The 14,863-nt window shown below is 63.0% G+C and carries 24 protein-coding genes; all 24 read right to left on the bottom strand.

The genetic code is table 11. The annotated features are described in order from the left end of the window. Nucleotides 1–3 precede the first annotated feature (3 nt). Nucleotides 4–786 (bottom strand): 30S ribosomal protein S5, encoded by a 783-nt coding sequence (rpsE, locus tag OZN62_RS13760; protein WP_269100493.1) that lies wholly within the window; start codon nucleotides 784–786, stop codon nucleotides 4–6. Next, complete coding sequence (gene rplR, locus OZN62_RS13755; RefSeq protein ID WP_269100491.1) at nucleotides 786–1,130, bottom strand: 50S ribosomal protein L18; 345 nt, start codon at nucleotides 1,128–1,130, stop codon at nucleotides 786–788. The genes rpsE and rplR overlap by 1 nt, the downstream gene beginning before the upstream one ends. Before the next feature lies 1 nt (nucleotide 1,131). Then, entirely contained in the window at nucleotides 1,132–1,665 is a 534-nt protein-coding gene (gene rplF / locus OZN62_RS13750) for a 50S ribosomal protein L6 (RefSeq protein ID WP_269100490.1), read from the bottom strand. Then, complete coding sequence (gene rpsH, locus OZN62_RS13745; protein ID WP_269100488.1) at nucleotides 1,665–2,060, bottom strand: 30S ribosomal protein S8; 396 nt, start codon at nucleotides 2,058–2,060, stop codon at nucleotides 1,665–1,667. Before rpsH ends, rplF begins: the two co-directional genes overlap by 1 nt. 11 nt (nucleotides 2,061–2,071) lie before the next feature. Beyond that, nucleotides 2,072–2,377, bottom strand: coding sequence for a 30S ribosomal protein S14 (gene rpsN, locus OZN62_RS13740; RefSeq protein ID WP_269100481.1), 306 nt, complete (start codon nucleotides 2,375–2,377; stop codon nucleotides 2,072–2,074). Between the two features lie 25 nt (nucleotides 2,378–2,402). Beyond that, a complete protein-coding gene (gene rplE / locus OZN62_RS13735; protein ID WP_269100479.1) occupies nucleotides 2,403–2,981 on the bottom strand; it encodes a 50S ribosomal protein L5 in 579 nt (192 codons plus the stop codon). Then, nucleotides 2,974–3,294: a 50S ribosomal protein L24 gene (gene rplX / locus OZN62_RS13730; RefSeq protein WP_269100477.1), complete on the bottom strand. Its 321-nt coding sequence runs from the start codon at nucleotides 3,292–3,294 to the stop codon at nucleotides 2,974–2,976. Before rplX ends, rplE begins: the two co-directional genes overlap by 8 nt. After that, complete coding sequence (rplN, locus tag OZN62_RS13725; protein WP_269100476.1) at nucleotides 3,294–3,662, bottom strand: 50S ribosomal protein L14; 369 nt, start codon at nucleotides 3,660–3,662, stop codon at nucleotides 3,294–3,296. The genes rplX and rplN overlap by 1 nt, the downstream gene beginning before the upstream one ends. Nucleotides 3,663–3,747: 85 nt before the next feature. Beyond that, nucleotides 3,748–4,104: a 30S ribosomal protein S17 gene (gene rpsQ, locus OZN62_RS13720; RefSeq protein ID WP_269100475.1), complete on the bottom strand. Its 357-nt coding sequence runs from the start codon at nucleotides 4,102–4,104 to the stop codon at nucleotides 3,748–3,750. A gap of 10 nt (nucleotides 4,105–4,114) precedes the next feature. Beyond that, nucleotides 4,115–4,330 (bottom strand): 50S ribosomal protein L29, encoded by a 216-nt coding sequence (rpmC, locus tag OZN62_RS13715; protein WP_269100473.1) that lies wholly within the window; start codon nucleotides 4,328–4,330, stop codon nucleotides 4,115–4,117. A 2-nt stretch (nucleotides 4,331–4,332) separates the two neighbouring features. Continuing rightward, nucleotides 4,333–4,764 (bottom strand): 50S ribosomal protein L16, encoded by a 432-nt coding sequence (rplP, locus tag OZN62_RS13710; RefSeq protein WP_269100472.1) that lies wholly within the window; start codon nucleotides 4,762–4,764, stop codon nucleotides 4,333–4,335. 11 nt (nucleotides 4,765–4,775) lie between these two features. Beyond that, nucleotides 4,776–5,471 (bottom strand): 30S ribosomal protein S3, encoded by a 696-nt coding sequence (gene rpsC, locus OZN62_RS13705; protein WP_269100471.1) that lies wholly within the window; start codon nucleotides 5,469–5,471, stop codon nucleotides 4,776–4,778. A 1-nt stretch (nucleotide 5,472) separates the two neighbouring features. After that, complete coding sequence (rplV, locus tag OZN62_RS13700) at nucleotides 5,473–5,850, bottom strand: 50S ribosomal protein L22 (RefSeq protein WP_269100470.1); 378 nt, start codon at nucleotides 5,848–5,850, stop codon at nucleotides 5,473–5,475. Then, nucleotides 5,850–6,125 (bottom strand): 30S ribosomal protein S19, encoded by a 276-nt coding sequence (gene rpsS, locus OZN62_RS13695; protein ID WP_269100468.1) that lies wholly within the window; start codon nucleotides 6,123–6,125, stop codon nucleotides 5,850–5,852. The genes rplV and rpsS overlap by 1 nt, the downstream gene beginning before the upstream one ends. Before the next feature lie 6 nt (nucleotides 6,126–6,131). Beyond that, nucleotides 6,132–6,968, bottom strand: coding sequence for a 50S ribosomal protein L2 (rplB, locus tag OZN62_RS13690; protein ID WP_269100466.1), 837 nt, complete (start codon nucleotides 6,966–6,968; stop codon nucleotides 6,132–6,134). A gap of 4 nt (nucleotides 6,969–6,972) precedes the next feature. Further along, nucleotides 6,973–7,287, bottom strand: coding sequence for a 50S ribosomal protein L23 (locus OZN62_RS13685; protein ID WP_269100464.1), 315 nt, complete (start codon nucleotides 7,285–7,287; stop codon nucleotides 6,973–6,975). Continuing rightward, a complete protein-coding gene (gene rplD, locus OZN62_RS13680) occupies nucleotides 7,280–7,903 on the bottom strand; it encodes a 50S ribosomal protein L4 (protein WP_269100463.1) in 624 nt (207 codons plus the stop codon). The genes OZN62_RS13685 and rplD overlap by 8 nt, the downstream gene beginning before the upstream one ends. Before the next feature lie 3 nt (nucleotides 7,904–7,906). Then, nucleotides 7,907–8,788 (bottom strand): 50S ribosomal protein L3, encoded by an 882-nt coding sequence (gene rplC / locus OZN62_RS13675; RefSeq protein WP_269100462.1) that lies wholly within the window; start codon nucleotides 8,786–8,788, stop codon nucleotides 7,907–7,909. A 254-nt stretch (nucleotides 8,789–9,042) separates the two neighbouring features. After that, nucleotides 9,043–9,354, bottom strand: coding sequence for a 30S ribosomal protein S10 (rpsJ, locus tag OZN62_RS13670; RefSeq protein ID WP_010234663.1), 312 nt, complete (start codon nucleotides 9,352–9,354; stop codon nucleotides 9,043–9,045). Between the two features lie 320 nt (nucleotides 9,355–9,674). After that, a complete protein-coding gene (gene tuf / locus OZN62_RS13665) occupies nucleotides 9,675–10,865 on the bottom strand; it encodes an elongation factor Tu (RefSeq protein WP_269100460.1) in 1,191 nt (396 codons plus the stop codon). A gap of 92 nt (nucleotides 10,866–10,957) precedes the next feature. Continuing rightward, entirely contained in the window at nucleotides 10,958–13,054 is a 2,097-nt protein-coding gene (fusA, locus tag OZN62_RS13660; protein WP_269100459.1) for an elongation factor G, read from the bottom strand. 107 nt (nucleotides 13,055–13,161) lie between these two features. Next, nucleotides 13,162–13,632: a 30S ribosomal protein S7 gene (gene rpsG / locus OZN62_RS13655; RefSeq protein ID WP_269100458.1), complete on the bottom strand. Its 471-nt coding sequence runs from the start codon at nucleotides 13,630–13,632 to the stop codon at nucleotides 13,162–13,164. A gap of 26 nt (nucleotides 13,633–13,658) precedes the next feature. Further along, nucleotides 13,659–14,030 carry a 30S ribosomal protein S12 gene (rpsL, locus tag OZN62_RS13650; protein ID WP_269100457.1) on the bottom strand — a complete coding sequence of 124 codons (372 nt, stop codon included), beginning with the start codon at nucleotides 14,028–14,030 and terminating at the stop codon, nucleotides 13,659–13,661. A gap of 340 nt (nucleotides 14,031–14,370) precedes the next feature. Then, on the bottom strand, nucleotides 14,371–14,745 hold the full coding sequence (locus OZN62_RS13645; RefSeq protein ID WP_269100456.1) for a hypothetical protein: 375 nt from the start codon (nucleotides 14,743–14,745) through the stop codon (nucleotides 14,371–14,373). Nucleotides 14,746–14,863: the final 118 nt, after the last annotated feature.

The raw sequence follows: 14,863 nt of genomic DNA, 5'->3' as shown, positions 1-14,863 counted from the left end.
TGCTTACTCCGCGATAGCGGCGGCGTCGGCTTCAGCCTCGGCCTCCGATGCACCACCGCGACCGAGCAGGTCGGCGACCTTCTTGCCGCGACGCTGGGCAACCGACTTCGGCGAAGACTGGTTGGTCAGCGCGTCGAAGGTGGCGCGGATCATGTTGTAGGGGTTCGAGGTGCCGATGGACTTGGTGACAACGTCGGCCACGCCCAGGCTTTCGAACACGGCACGCATCGGACCGCCGGCGATGATGCCGGTACCCGGAGGGGCCGAACGCACGTTCACCTTGCCGGCGCCGAAGTGGCCACGACCGTCGTGATGGAGGGTGCGACCTTCCTTCAGCGGCACGCGGATCATCTTCTTCTTGGCAGCGGCGGTAGCCTTGTTGATGGCTTCCGGCACTTCGCGGGCCTTGCCGTGGCCGAAGCCGACGCGCCCCTTGCCGTCACCCACCACGACCAGCGCGGCGAAACCGAAGCGCTTGCCGCCCTTCACCACCTTGGCGACGCGGTTGATGTGGACGAGCTTCTCGATCAGCTCTTCGCCCTCATCCTCGCCACCACGACCACGACGATCGTCGCGACCACGGCCACGACCGCGACCGCCACGGTCGTTGTCGCCACCACGGCCACGGCCGCCACGGCCGCCACGGGTGTTTTCACGCGGCTGAGCTTCGGCACCCTGGGCCGCCGACTGGGTGTCGGCAGCTTCGGTGGTTGCCGTCGTCGGCGTCGGGGTCGAACCTTCGTTGTCGACCTTCACGTCTTCGTTGTTGGTTTCGTCAGCCATCATCAGAACTCCAGCCCGCCTTCGCGAGCGGCATCGGCCAGCGCCTTGACGCGGCCATGGAACAGGAAGCCACCGCGGTCGAACACGACAGTGGTCACGCCGGCCTTCTTGGCAGCAGCAGCGATCTCGCTGCCGACCTTCTTGGCGGCTTCGACATTGGCGCCCGAGCCCTTGCCGCCCAGCGTGCTGGCTGCGGCAACGGTACGACCATCCTTGTCGTCGATGATCTGCGCGTAGATGTGCTGGCCGGTGCGGTGCACCGACAGACGGGGCTTGTCACCAGCGCGCTTGCGGAGCGCGGTGCGCACACGGCGGCGGCGACGTTCAAAGAGAGAAAGCTTTGCCATCTTACTTCTTCTTCCCTTCCTTGCGGAAGACATATTCGCCGCGATACTTCACGCCCTTGCCCTTGTAGGGCTCCGGCTTGCGCCATTCGCGGATCTCGGCAGCGAACTGCCCGACCTTCTGCTTGTCGATGCCCGAGATTTCGACCGTGGTCTGGTCGGGCGTCTTGACTTCGAGACCTTCCGGCACGTTCAGATCGACGTCGTGGCTGAAGCCGAGCTGCAGCTTCAGGGTCTTGCCCTGGGCCTGCGCACGGTAACCAACGCCCGAGATCTCCAGCACCTTGGTGAAACCTTCGGTCACACCGTCGACCAGGTTCTGCACGAGCGTGCGCTGCATGCCCCAGAACTGGCGGGCCTGCTTGGTCTTGTTGGCCGGGGTGACGAGGATCTCGCCTTCCTCGATCTTGTAGTCGATCAGGTCGGACGTCGACATGGAGAGCTCACCCTTGGGGCCCTTCACGCTGAGCGTGCCGTCTTCGATCTTGGCGGTCACTCCGCTGGGGAGCGCCACCGGCTTCTTGCCAATGCGGCTCATCAGAACACCTCCGCCAGCACTTCGCCGCCGACGTTTTCGGAACGGGCTTCGGCATCCGAGAGCACGCCCTTGGGGGTCGAGACGATGGTGATGCCGAGGCCATTGCGCACGCTCGGCAGTTCCTTGGAACCCGAGTAGATGCGGCGGCCCGGCTTGGAGACGCGAGCGACGTGCTTGATCGCAGGTTCGCCCTCGAAATACTTCAGTTCGATCCGCAGCGCCTTGTGCTTGCCGGAAGTGTCTTCGGAATAGCCACGGATGTAGCCTTCGCGCTGGAGCACTTCGAGGACGTTCGCACGCAGCTTGGAAGCCGGCGACAGGACGGAGTCCTTCTTCGCCTGCTGGCCGTTGCGGATGCGGGTGAGCATATCACCCAGGGGATCGGTCATAGCCATTGTCTAATTCCTCACCAGCTCGACTTGGTCACGCCCGGAATCAGGCCCTTGTTGGCCAGGTCCCGGAGTTCGATGCGGTTAAGCCCGAACTTGCGGTAGTAGCCGCGCGGGCGGCCGGTGGTGGTGCAGCGATTGCGCACACGGGTGGGGTTCGCGTTGCGCGGCAGCTCGGCCATCTTCAGGCGGGCCATGAGACGCTCGGTATCGTCGAGCGACTCATCGTCGGCAATCGCCTTTAGCTTCGCATACTTCGCAGCATACTTCTTCACGAGGGCCTTGCGACGCTCGTTCTTGTTGATGGAACTCAGTTTCGCCATTGGACTTAAGCTCTCCTAAAACGGCTTACGCCGCTTCCTTTTCTTCGGCACTTTCGGCCGGGAACGGGAAACCGAACAGGCGCAGCAGCTCGCGCGCTTCCTCGTCGGTCTTTGCGGTGGTGGTGACGATGATATCCATGCCACGCACCTTCTCGATCTTGTCGTAGCTGATCTCCGGGAAGATGATCTGCTCCTTGATGCCCATGGCGTAGTTGCCATTGCCATCAAACGACTTGGGGTTGAGGCCACGGAAGTCGCGGATACGCGGCATCGCGATGGTCACCAGGCGATCGAGGAATTCGTACATGCGGTCACGGCGCAGGTTCACCTTGCAGCCGATCGGCATGCCGTCACGCAGCTTGAACTGCGCGATCGACTTCTTCGCCTTGGTGATCACCGGCTTCTGGCCGGCAATGCGTTCCATTTCCTCGGCAGCGGTCTGGACCTTCTTCTTGTCCTGGCTCGCTTCGCCGACACCCATGTTCAGGGTGATCTTGGCCAGCTTCGGCACCTGCATCGGGTTGGCGTAACCGAACTTCTCGGTCATCGCCTTCACGATTTCGTCGTGGTACTTCTGCTTCAGGCGGGGGGTATAATCAGCCATCGATGGTCTCCCCGGACTTGACGGCCACGCGCACCTTCTTGCCGTCCTTCTCTTCGAAGCGGACACGGGTGGGCTTGCCATCCTTGGGATCGGCAACGGCAACCTTGGAGATTGCCATCGGGGCGGGCATGCGATCGATGCCGCCCTGCGGGTTTGCTTGCGAAGGCTTGCGGTGGCGGGTCATCACGTTGACGCCCTCGACCACGACCTTGCCGTCCTTCGGCAGGACCTGCTGGACCGTACCGGTCTGGCCCTTGTCCTTGCCCGAAAGCACGACGACGGTGTCGCCCTTCTTGATCTTAGCAGAAGCCATTACAGCACCTCCGGCGCGAGCGAGATGATCTTCATGAAGCCCTTGCCGCGCAGTTCGCGCACGACCGGGCCAAAGATACGGGTGCCGATCGGCTCCTCGCTCTTGTTCACGAGAACCGCGGCGTTGCTGTCGAAGCGGATCACGCTGCCATCGGGACGACGGACGTCCTTCTTGGTGCGCACGATCACCGCACGGTGAACGTCGCCTTTCTTCACGCGGGCGCGCGGCTGGGCTTCCTTGACGGAAACCACGATCACATCGCCGACAGACGCGGTACGACGCTTCGACCCGCCCAGCACCTTGATGCACTGGACGCGCTTCGCGCCGCTGTTGTCCGCGACGTCGAGATTGGATTGCATCTGGATCATCGATCCGGTTCCTTCTCAATTGGCTTGCCGGAACCAGTCCGGCAGTTCCTAACGTCTGCCCCCCGCCTGCGCGGGGAGCGAATTATCAAGCTTCGGCTTCTGCCTCGGCCTTGGCGGGCTTGGCGGCGGACTGCTTGTCCTCCGGAGCACCGGTCGGCTTGGCTTCGGCAACGTCCAGGTCGGCTTCGACAGCCTGACCCTTGCTCGCGGCGATGCGGTCCTTCACCGCCCAGGTCTTGGTCTTGGAGATCGGCTTCGTCTCCTCGATCCGGACCTTGTCGCCAACGACATACTCGTTGTTCTCGTCGTGCGCGTGATACTTCTTCGAACGCTTGATGATCTTCCCGTACAGCGGGTGCTTCACGCGGCGTTCGACCTTCACGGTCACGGTCTTGTCGGTCTTGTCGGAGGTGACAGTCCCGATCAGGATACGCTTCGGCATTGTCTACTCCTTACGCCTTCGCAGCTTCACGGGCGCGTTCGCCCTGAAGCGTCTTGATGCGCGCGATCTCACGACGGACTTCGCGCACGCGGGCCGGACCTTCCAGCTGGTTGGTCGCAGCCTGGAAGCGCAGGTTGAACTGCTCTTTCTTGAGCATGGTCAGCGCTTCGGCGAGCTGGTCGTCGGTCTTGGTGCGCAGGTCTTCGGTCTTGCTCTTGTCAGCCATGGTCAGGCTCCCAGGTGCGAGGTGTCACCCATGCGGGCAACGACCTTGGTCTTGATCGGCAGTTTCATCGCCGCGCGGCTAAAGGCTTCGGCGGCCAGCGGGCCGGGAACACCGTCGAGCTCGAACAGGATGCGGCCGGGCTTCACGCGGGCAGCCCAGTATTCGACCGAGCCCTTACCCTTACCCTGACGCACTTCGGCGGGCTTCTTCGAAACCGGCACATCGGGGAACACGCGGATCCACAGGCGTCCCTGACGCTTGATGTGACGCGTGATCGCACGACGGGCAGCTTCGATCTGGCGCGCGGTAATACGCTCCGGCTCGAGAGCCTTCAGACCGTACGACCCGAAGTTCAGGTCGGTACCGCCCTTGGCCTTGCCGTGGATCTTGCCCTTGAACGCCTTGCGGAACTTGGTTTTCTTCGGTTGCAGCATCGTTCTCTACCTTAGCGCGCCGGACGGACGCCCGAAGTCTGGGCTTCCATCATCAGGCGGTCCTGGGCCATCGGATCGTGAGCGAAGATCTCGCCCTTGAAGATCCAGCACTTGATGCCGATGATGCCGTAGGCGGTCAGCGCCTCGGCTTCGGCATAGTCGACGTTGGCGCGCAGGGTGTGCAGCGGCACACGGCCTTCGCGATACCATTCGACACGAGCGATTTCCGCACCGCCGAGACGGCCGCCGCAGACGATCTTGATGCCTTCGGCACCCAGACGCAGCGCGGACTGCACGGCGCGCTTCATCGCGCGACGGAAAGCGACACGGCGAACCAGCTGGTCAGCCACGCCCTGGGCGACGAGCTTGGCGTCGATTTCCGGCTTGCGGATCTCGACGATGTTCAGCTTCACTTCGCTTTCGGTCATGGTCGACAGCTTGGCGCGCAGCTTTTCGATGTCTGCGCCCTTCTTGCCGATGATGACACCCGGACGCGCAGCGTAGATCGACACGCGGCACAGCTTGGCCGGACGCTCGATCACCACCTTCGAGATCGCTGCCTGCGGCAGGTTCTCGATGATGTACTTGCGGATCTCGATGTCTTCCTTGAGCAGCTTGGCGTATTCGCCGCCTTCGGCGTACCACCGGCTGTCCCAGGTGCGGTTGATCTGCAGGCGCAGACCGATCGGATTGCTCTTCTGACCCATCTTACGCCTCTTCTGCTTCGCGAACGACGATCCGCAGCCGGCTGAACGGCTTGAGGATGCGCGTGGACTTGCCACGGCCGCGGGTAGCGAACCGCTTCATGGTGATCGACTTGCCGACCGATGCCTCGGCGACGACGAGGGCGTCGACGTCGAGGTCGTGGTTGTTCTCGGCGTTGGCGATTGCCGAGGCGAGCACCTTCTGTGCGTCCTTGGCCATCGCGCGCTTGGAGAAGGAGAGGATGTTCATCGCTTCCTCGGCCTTCTTGCCACGGATCAGCGCAGCCACGAGGTTCAGCTTCTGCGCGGAACCACGGATGGTGGTCCCGACAGCCAGCGCCTCGTTCTCGCCGACGCGGCGGGGAGACTTAGCCTTGCCCATTATCGCTTACCCTTCTTGTCGGCAGCGTGGCCCGGGAAGTTGCGCGTGGGCGCGAACTCGCCAAGCTTGTGACCGACCATTTCCTCGTTGACCGAGACGGGCACGAACTTCTGCCCATTGTAGACGTTGAAAGTCAGGCCGACGAAATCGGGCAGGATGGTCGAACGGCGCGACCAGGTCTTGATCGGCTTGGTGCTGTTCGCTTCCTGCGCTTCCTGCGCCTTCTTCAGAAGGCTCAGCTCGACAAACGGACCTTTCCAGACGGAACGTGCCATGAGTCCTTACCTCTTCTTCTTCGCGTGACGCGAACGGATGATCATCTTGTCCGTCTGCTTGTTCTTGCGGGTACGGGCGCCCTTGGTCGGCTTGCCCCACGGGGTCACCGGATGACGGCCACCCGAAGTGCGGCCTTCACCACCACCGTGCGGGTGGTCGACCGGGTTCTTGGCGACACCGCGCGTCAGCGGCTTGATGCCCATGTGACGGCGACGACCGGCCTTGCCCAGGTTCTGGTTCTGGTTGTCGGGGTTCGACACCGCACCGACCGTGCCCATGCAATCGGCGCGCAGGTAACGCTGCTCACCGCTGTTCAGGCGGACGATGACCATGCCGCGGTCACGACCGACCAGCTGCACATAGGTGCCGGCCGAACGGGCGATCTGGCCGCCCTTGCCCGGCTTCATCTCGACGTTGTGGCAGATCGTGCCGACGGGCATCTGGCCCAGCAGCATCGCGTTGCCCGGCTTCGTGTCGACCTTCTCGCCGGCGATGACCTTGTCACCCGGAGCGAGACGGTTCGGCGCGATGATGTAGGACAGCTCGCCGTCGTCGTACTTGATGAGCGCGATGAAAGCGGTGCGGTTGGGATCGTATTCGATCCGCTCCACGGTAGCTTCCATGTCCCACTTGCGACGCTTGAAGTCGATGAAGCGGTACTTCTGCTTGTTGCCGCCGCCCTTGCCGCGCGAGGTCACATGACCCTTGTTGTTGCGGCCGCCGGTCTTGGTCTTGCCCTCGGTCAGCGACTTGACCGGGCCACCCTTGTGGAGGCCGGTCTTGTCGACCAGGACGAGGCCACGGCGGGCCGGGCTAGTCGGATTGTATGTTTTCAGTGCCATCGGATCAGCCCACGCCTTCGGTGATGTCGATCTGGTTCGCGCCCTCGGCGAGGGTCACGATTGCCTTCTTCGTGTCGGTCCGCTTGTAGGGCTTGCCCTTCCAACGCTTGGTCTTGCCCTTGGACACGATCGTGTTGACGCTCTTCACCTTGGTGTCGAACAGCGCCTCGACCGCTTCCTTGATCTGCGGCTTGGTTGCGTCGCCCGCCACCTTGAAGACCACGGCGTTGTTCTCGGAGAGCAACGTCGCCTTCTCGGTGATGTGCGGCGCAAGGATCACGTCGTAGTGACGCGCGTCGATTTCCTGCTTCTTAGCCATTGAAGCGCGCCTCCAGCTTTTCGACAGCGTCCTTGGTCAGGACCAGCGTGTCGTGGTTGAGGATGTCGTAGACGTTCGCGCCGACAGCCGGCAGCACGTCCACGCCCGGCAGGTTGCGGGCAGCCTTGGCGAAGCCGTCGTCGACGCTCTCGCCGCCGATGACCAGCACCTTGCCGTTCCAGCCGTTCTTGTCGAAGTGACCCTTCAGAGCCTTGGTCTTGGCGTCCTTCAGCTCGAGCGTGTCGACGACGACCAGGCCGTCCTTCGCCTTGCTCGACAGGGCCATCTTCAGACCAAGTGCGCGGACCTTCTTGTTGAGCGACTGCTCGAAGTCACGCTTGCGCGCACCGTGGGCCTTGCCGCCGCCGATGAAGATCGGAGCGCCACGGTCGCCATGGCGAGCGCCACCCGAACCCTTCTGGCGGCCCCACTTCTTGCCGGTACGGGCAACGTCCGAACGCTCGCGCGTCGGACGGGCCGTCGCGCGGCGGTTTTCCAGCTGCCACGTCACAACGCGGTGCAGGATGTCAGCACGCGGCTCGACACCGAACACGGCATCGTTCAGCTCGACGTCGCCAGCAGCCTTGCCGTCGATTTTCTGGACCTTCACCTTCACGGATCAGCCCTCCTTGTTCTCGTCCGAGCCGGTATCGGCTTCGGGGGCGTTGCTCTCTTCGCTCGCGGCGGGAGCGGTGTCGGCACCGGCTTCCTGCGACTGCAGCAGTTCTTCCTGCTGCGCGGGCGAAACTTCGGGGTTCACGGCGTGCTCGGCTGCGGGCTCCACCATGCCGGGGGCCGCATCTTCCGAAGCGGTCTCGGCAGCATTGCGGCGCATGGCACCCGGGAACGGAACGCCTTCAGGCAGCGGCAGCTTGACGGCGTCCTTCACCAGCAGCCAGCCGTTCTTCGAACCGGGCACAGAGCCCTTCACGAAGATCAGGCCGCGCTCGGCGTCGGTGCGCACGACTTCCAGGTTCTGCTGGGTGCGCTGACGGTCGCCCATGTGGCCGGCCATCTTCTTGTTCTTGAACACCTTGCCCGGATCCTGGCGGTTACCCGTCGAACCGTGCGAACGGTGCGAGATCGACACGCCGTGCGTGGCGCGCAGACCGCCGAAGCCCCAACGCTTCATGGCGCCGGCAAAGCCCTTACCCACGGTGTGACCCGTGATGTCGACCTTCTGGCCAGCGACGAAGTGATCGGCAGTGATGGTAGCGCCAACCGGCAGCAGGCCATCTTCGTTCTCGACGCGGAATTCGGCGACCTTCTGCTTCAGGCCGACTTCGGCCTTGGCGAAGGCTTCACGCTGCGGCTTGGCAACGTTCTTCTGCTTCGCTTCGCCGGCGCCGAGCTGCACCGAGTAGTAGCCGTCGCGATCGGCCGTACGATTTCCGGTAACCTGACAGCCTTCCAGCGACAGGACGGTAACCGGCACGTGGCGGCCGTCCTCCTGGAACAGGCGGGTCATCCCGACTTTTTTCGCGATCACGCCAGTGCGCATGATCCTAACTCCTTCACAGAGGCACAAGGGGACCATCCCCAGGTGCTTGCCAGCCCAAGTTTTGATGCGAGCCCCGTCCGGGCTGAAATGCTCGCACGACAGGGTGTCGATTGAGCGAGACGGGGAACGCAGCCCGGATCAATCCGGCGGTATTCCTATGTCTTGCCGGTCTTGCGATCCGGCGGGGCCATATGGAGCCCCGAAATTCTCCGGCCGTTTAAGGTCCTGCCAGATGGACCGGTCGAAAGCGCGGCTTAGGCCAGCTTGATTTCGACGTTCACGCCTGCGGCCAGGTCCAGCTTCATCAGCGCGTCGACCGTCTGGGCGTTGGGCTGCACGATGTCGAGCAGCCGCTTGTAGGTGCGCACCTCGAACTGCTCGCGCGACTTCTTGTCGATGTGCGGGCCGCGGTTCACGGTGAACTTCTCGATACGCGTCGGAAGGGGAATCGGACCACGGATAAGCGCGCCAGTGCGACGTGCGGTGTCCGCAATCTCGCCAGTTGCCTGGTCGAGCACGCGGTGATCGAAGGCCTTGAGGCGAATACGAATATTCTGTGCGTCCATAATTCCACTACCGATGCGAAAGAGCCAAGGAGGCCGAAACCCCCAAAACAAAAAGGCCCGCCCCGCTTGACCCGGTTTCCCGGAACGGGCGGCCTCCCGTAAATTTCGTTGCCAGAGAGACGAATCTCTCTCGCTGTGGGCGCGCATATACGGAGGAGAGGGTCACCTGACAACCCCCGAAATGCGTCATTTTCCGGTCACCTCCCCTCGCCGCGCCAAAGCGTGGGTTGCGGAAGGCAGCCTTCATAAAAAGGGCCCGGCTCTCACGGGGAGAACCGGGCCGCTTTTTCAATCCTTTCGCGCCGGTCGGCGCGAGCCGATTACTTGGTGATCTTGGCGACCACGCCCGAGCCGACGGTACGGCCGCCTTCGCGGATAGCGAAGCGGAGGCCTTCGTCCATGGCGATCGGAGCGATCAGCTTCACACCGATGGTGACGTTGTCACCCGGCATGACCATCTCGGTGCCCTCGGGGAGGATCACTTCGCCGGTCACGTCGGTGGTGCGGAAGTAGAACTGCGGGCGGTAGTTGGCGAAGAACGGCGTGTGACGGCCACCTTCGTCCTTCGACAGCACGTAGACTTCGGCGCTGAATTCGGTGTGCGGGGTAACCGAACCCGGCTTGGCCAGAACCTGGCCACGCTCCACGTCGTCACGGCCGGTGCCGCGCAGCAGGGCGCCGATGTTGTCGCCGGCTTCACCACGGTCGAGCAGCTTGCGGAACATTTCCACGCCGGTGACGGTGGTCTTCTGCGTGTCGCGGATACCAACGATTTCGACTTCGTCGCCAACGTTGACAACGCCGGTTTCGACACGGCCGGTGACAACCGTACCACGACCCGAGATCGAGAACACGTCTTCGATCGGCATCAGGAAGGGCTTGTCGACCGGACGGTCCGGCTGCGGGATGTGCTCGTCGACAGCGTTCATCAGTTCGATGATCGAGTTCTTGCCGATTTCGTCGTCACGACCTTCGAGGGCGGCCAGGGCCGAACCCTTGACGATGGCGATGTTGTCGCCGTCGAAGTCGTAGCTGGACAGCAGCTCGCGCACTTCCAGTTCGACCAGCTCGAGGATTTCCTCGTCGTCGACCTGGTCGACCTTGTTCAGGTACACGACCAGAGCCGGCACACCGACCTGACGGGCCAGCAGGATGTGTTCGCGGGTCTGCGGCATCGGGCCGTCAGCAGCGTTCACAACCAGGATAGCGCCGTCCATCTGGGCAGCACCGGTGATCATGTTCTTCACGTAGTCGGCGTGACCCGGGCAGTCGACGTGCGCATAGTGACGCTTGTCGGTTTCGTATTCGACGTGCGCGGTCGAAATGGTGATGCCGCGCTCGCGCTCTTCCGGAGCCTTGTCGATGTTTGCGAAGTCGACAGCAGCACCGCCGTAGGTCTCGGCCATCACCTTGGTGATAGCGGCAGTCAGCGTGGTCTTGCCGTGGTCGACGTGACCGATGGTGCCGATGTTGCAGTGCGGCTTATTGCGCTCGAATTTTTCCTTAGCCATTTTTCAAATAACCTCTGCTTGAAATTGAATCCCTGCGGGAGAATTGGCGGCACCCGCTGAATCAGGCGCCGCCCCTAGACGCTTGCCTCTGCTTAGGCAAGCTTCTCCTTGATCTCCTGCGCCACGTTCGACGGAACTTCGTCATAGTGGCTGAACTGCATCGTGTACTGGGCGCGGCCCTGGGTGAACGAACGCAGCTCGTTGACGTAGCCGAACATGTTGGCCAGCGGCACGTGGGCCTCGACAACCTGTGCGTTGCCGCGGCTGTCGGTGCCCTGGATCTGGCCACGACGCGAGTTCAGGTCGCCGATGACGTCGCCCATGAACTCTTCCGGCGTAACGACTTCAACCTTCATCACCGGCTCGAGCAGCTTGATGCCGCCGCGCTCAGCCGCTTCGCGCATGGCGCCGCGACCGGTGATTTCGAAGGCCACCGTGCTGGAGTCGACGTCGTGGTAGGCGCCGTCCACCAGGCGGATGGTGAAGTCGATGATCGGGAAGCCGACGAGATAGCCGCTTTCGGCCTGCTCGCGGATGCCCTTTTCGACCGACGGGATGTATTCGCGCGGAATGTTGCCGCCCTTGATCTCGTCTTCGAAAATGATGCCCTGGCCGCGTTCGCCGGGGACGAACACGCACTTGGCGCGACCGAACTGACCCGAACCACCCGACTGCTTCTTGTGGGTGTAGTCGACTTCGATCTCGCGACCGAGCGATTCACGATAGGCCACCTGCGGCGCACCGACGTTGGCCTCGACCTTGAACTCGCGCTTCATGCGGTCGACGAGGATGTCGAGGTGCAGTTCGCCCATGCCCTTGATGATCGTCTGGCCACTTTCGTGGTCGGTCGACACGCGGAAGCTGGGGTCCTCGGCAGCCAGGCGGTTGAGGGCGACGCCCATCTTTTCCTGGTCGGCCTTGGTCTTCGGTTCCACCGACAGCTCGATAACCGGATCGGGGAATTCCATCCGCTCGAGGATGATCGGCGCGTTCGGGGCGCACAGGGTATCACCGGTGGTGGTTTCCTTGAGGCCCGCGATGGCGACGATGTCGCCGGCGAATGCTTCTTCGATGTCCTCACGGTTGTTGGAGTGCATCAGCAGCATGCGGCCGATCTTCTCGCGCTTGTCCTTCACCGAGTTGAGCACGGTGCCCTTGGACAGCTTGCCCGAGTAGATACGGGTGAAGGTCAGCGAGCCGACGAACGGGTCGTTCATGATCTTGAAGGCCAGCGCCGAGAACGGCTCGTCGTCGGACGACGGGCGCGTTTCTTCCTTGCCGTCTTCGCCGGGCAGCACGCCCTTGATGGCCGGAACGTCCAGCGGCGACGGCATGTAGTCGACCACGGCGTCGAGCAAAGGCTGGACGCCCTTGTTCTTGAACGCCGAGCCGCACAGCACGGGCACGAAAGCCTGTGCCATGGTGCCCTTGCGGATCAGCTGCTTCAGCGTGGCAGCGTCGGGCTCTTCGCCTTCCAGGTAGGCTTCCATCACGTCATCGTCCTGCTCAACGGCAGTCTCGACCAGCTTTTCGCGATATTCGGCAGCCTTGTCGGCGAGGTCGGCCGGGATGTCGACGTAGTTGAACTTCGCGCCCAGGCTTTCGTCTTCCCAGACGATGCCGCGCATGTTCACCAGGTCGACGACGCCCTTCAGGTCGCTTTCCGCGCCGATCGGCAGGTACAGCACCAGCGGGGTCGCGCCGAGACGATCGATGATCGACTGCACGCAGTAGTAGAAGTCGGCACCGGTACGGTCCAACTTGTTGATGAAGCACATCCGCGGAACCTTGTACTTGTCCGCCTGGCGCCACACGGTTTCGGACTGCGGCTCAACGCCGGCCACGCCGTCGAACACGGCGACCGCGCCGTCGAGCACGCGCAGCGAGCGTTCGACTTCGATGGTGAAGTCAACGTGGCCCGGGGTGTCGATGATGTTGATGCGGTGCTTCGGACCCTGGCCATCTTCGGCCGACCAGAAGGTGGTCGTCGCAGCCGAGGTGATGGTGATGCCGCGTTCCTGCTCCTGCTCCATCCAGTCCATCGTCGCGGCACCATCGTGCACTTCGCCGATCTTGTAGGACTTGCCGGTGTAGTAGAGAATACGCTCGGTCGTGGTGGTCTTGCCGGCATCGATGTGCGCCATGATGCCGATATTGCGATAGCGCTCCAGCGGATAGTCGCGGGCCATGTTCAATTCCTCAGGTTTCGGGGGACGATCGGGTCGCGCCCCATATAATATGCAATGTGACCGCTTGAAGACCGGGACCAAGGCCCCGGCCCTGCAAGCGGCACGCCTTACCAGCGGTAGTGGCTGAAGGCGCGGTTGGCGTCCGCCATGCGGTGCGTGTCTTCGCGCTTCTTGACGGCGTTGCCACGGTTGTTGGCGGCATCCATCAGCTCGGCCGAGAGGCGCGCGCTCATGGTGGTTTCCGCACGACCGCGCGCGGCACCGATCAGCCAGCGGATGGCCAGCGCCTGGGCACGCTCGGGGCGAACCTCGACCGGCACCTGGTAGGTGGCACCACCGACACGGCGGCTGCGCACTTCGACCTGCGGCTTCACATTGTTCAGCGCTTCGTGGAACAGCTGCACCGGATCGGTCTTGGCCTTGGCTTCGACAGTGTCCAGCGCGCTGTACACGATACCTTCCGCCACGGCCTTCTTGCCGTCCAGCATCAGGTTGTTCATGAACTTCGACAGCACCTGATCACCGAACTTCGGATCAGGCAGGATTTCCCGCTTCTCGGGACGACGACGACGACTCATCTCTTATACTCCTGGAGAGGGAAATCTTACTTCGGACGCTTCGCGCCGTACTTCGAACGGCTCTGCTTGCGGTCCTTCACACCCTGCGTGTCGAGCACGCCGCGCAGCACGTGGTAACGCACACCGGGAAGGTCGCGCACACGGCCGCCGCGGATCAGCACCACGGAGTGTTCCTGCAGGTTGTGGCCTTCGCCCGGGATATAGGCGATGACTTCGCGCTGGTTAGTCAGACGGATCTTGGCCACCTTGCGCAGCGCCGAGTTCGGCTTCTTCGGGGTCGTCGTGTAGACGCGGGTGCAGACGCCGCGCTTCTGCGGGGCGGATTCCATCGCCGCAGACTTGCTCTTCTTGACGATCGGCTTGCGCGGCTTGCGCACTAGCTGGTTAATAGTCGGCATTAGTTTTCACTTCACCTGTTTGGTGATGCTTCCGGCTTGCCGGGCGGAATGTATCGGGATCGTGCAAACGGGCCTCAGCCGCTCCGCCATCGGGAGGGCCTGGCGACCATTCGCGCGAGCCTGAAACGCTCCACCCGGAAACCTTGGCACCGGGTTACTTTGACGGCTGCCCCGAGCGTTTCCGCTCCAATAGAAAAGGGCTCACCGCGTGGGGAGCCCCGGGACATGACCGGCAATGTTCAGCTCTATCTGGCCGGGGACTCGCTACGGGAGCGGCCTCGGATGGGCGCGCACTTAGTGTGGAATCCTACACCGGTCAAGTGCGCGCCGCCGAGGGCGTTCAGTCCGATCCGCGCCCGCGGCCCCGGCGATCGTCGCCCGGCCCCGGATAGTTGGGCAGGCGCGTGCCCGGCGGAGGCTGCCGGACGCTGCCTTCGTAGAACCGGTACCGCTCGCGCTCGCGATTGGGCCGCTGGCGGAAGAAGTGTCCCGGCGGCGCCCGGCGGAAGGCGCTGTAGAAGTCGATCCGAAAATAGAAATAGCCGTCGGTGCCCCAGTAGCCGTCGTAGAGCGGGCCGTAATAGCCATCGTACCACACAGCATAGGGGTGGCTGTACCAGGTCATGCCCGCGCGATAGACCATGTGGTCCGCACAGGCGGTCAGTGTGAGAGGGGCGGCACAGGCCAGCCCGATCACCATCAGCGCACGCTTCATCTGCAATCTCCTTCGTGGCGTCCGACACCCGCTTCGGAGATTGCCTTTTGACGGAGTTTGAAGGGGATGGCTTTGCGCTGGGGCAAAGTTTGGTTGGGGGATGAATGGTTGAACTGGG

This window comes from Aurantiacibacter sp. MUD11, from assembly GCF_026967575.1.
In the GTDB taxonomy this organism is placed as follows: domain Bacteria; phylum Pseudomonadota; class Alphaproteobacteria; order Sphingomonadales; family Sphingomonadaceae; genus Alteraurantiacibacter.
Note: the sequence above shows the minus strand (reverse complement) of the source record. Positions and strands in the feature narration are given on the sequence as shown.

Bases quoted from the DNA above. Each gene is read 5' to 3' on its own strand.
- rpsE (WP_269100493.1), bottom strand. From the start codon at position 786: ATGATGGCTGACGAAACCAACAACGAAGACGTGAAGGTCGACAACGAA.
- rplR (WP_269100491.1), bottom strand. From the start codon at position 1,130: ATGGCAAAGCTTTCTCTCTTTGAACGTCGCCGCCGCCGTGTGCGCACC.
- rplF (WP_269100490.1), bottom strand. From the start codon at position 1,665: ATGAGCCGCATTGGCAAGAAGCCGGTGGCGCTCCCCAGCGGAGTGACC.
- rpsH (WP_269100488.1), bottom strand. From the start codon at position 2,060: ATGGCTATGACCGATCCCCTGGGTGATATGCTCACCCGCATCCGCAAC.
- rpsN (WP_269100481.1), bottom strand. From the start codon at position 2,377: ATGGCGAAACTGAGTTCCATCAACAAGAACGAGCGTCGCAAGGCCCTC.
- rplE (WP_269100479.1), bottom strand. From the start codon at position 2,981: ATGGCTGATTATACCCCCCGCCTGAAGCAGAAGTACCACGACGAAATC.
- rplX (WP_269100477.1), bottom strand. From the start codon at position 3,294: ATGGCTTCTGCTAAGATCAAGAAGGGCGACACCGTCGTCGTGCTTTCG.
- rplN (WP_269100476.1), bottom strand. From the start codon at position 3,662: ATGATCCAGATGCAATCCAATCTCGACGTCGCGGACAACAGCGGCGCG.
- rpsQ (WP_269100475.1), bottom strand. From the start codon at position 4,104: ATGCCGAAGCGTATCCTGATCGGGACTGTCACCTCCGACAAGACCGAC.
- rpmC (WP_269100473.1), bottom strand. From the start codon at position 4,330: ATGGCTGACAAGAGCAAGACCGAAGACCTGCGCACCAAGACCGACGAC.
- rplP (WP_269100472.1), bottom strand. From the start codon at position 4,764: ATGCTGCAACCGAAGAAAACCAAGTTCCGCAAGGCGTTCAAGGGCAAG.
- rpsC (WP_269100471.1), bottom strand. From the start codon at position 5,471: ATGGGTCAGAAGAGCAATCCGATCGGTCTGCGCCTGCAGATCAACCGC.
- rplV (WP_269100470.1), bottom strand. From the start codon at position 5,850: ATGGGCAAGGCTAAGTCTCCCCGCCGCGTCGGCGAGAACGAGGCGCTG.
- rpsS (WP_269100468.1), bottom strand. From the start codon at position 6,125: ATGGCACGTTCCGTCTGGAAAGGTCCGTTTGTCGAGCTGAGCCTTCTG.
- rplB (WP_269100466.1), bottom strand. From the start codon at position 6,968: ATGGCACTGAAAACATACAATCCGACTAGCCCGGCCCGCCGTGGCCTC.
- OZN62_RS13685 (WP_269100464.1), bottom strand. From the start codon at position 7,287: ATGGCTAAGAAGCAGGAAATCGACGCGCGTCACTACGACGTGATCCTT.
- rplC (WP_269100462.1), bottom strand. From the start codon at position 8,788: ATGCGCACTGGCGTGATCGCGAAAAAAGTCGGGATGACCCGCCTGTTC.
- rpsJ (WP_010234663.1), bottom strand. From the start codon at position 9,354: ATGGACGCACAGAATATTCGTATTCGCCTCAAGGCCTTCGATCACCGC.
- tuf (WP_269100460.1), bottom strand. From the start codon at position 10,865: ATGGCTAAGGAAAAATTCGAGCGCAATAAGCCGCACTGCAACATCGGC.
- fusA (WP_269100459.1), bottom strand. From the start codon at position 13,054: ATGGCCCGCGACTATCCGCTGGAGCGCTATCGCAATATCGGCATCATG.
- rpsG (WP_269100458.1), bottom strand. From the start codon at position 13,632: ATGAGTCGTCGTCGTCGTCCCGAGAAGCGGGAAATCCTGCCTGATCCG.
- rpsL (WP_269100457.1), bottom strand. From the start codon at position 14,030: ATGCCGACTATTAACCAGCTAGTGCGCAAGCCGCGCAAGCCGATCGTC.
- OZN62_RS13645 (WP_269100456.1), bottom strand. From the start codon at position 14,745: ATGAAGCGTGCGCTGATGGTGATCGGGCTGGCCTGTGCCGCCCCTCTC.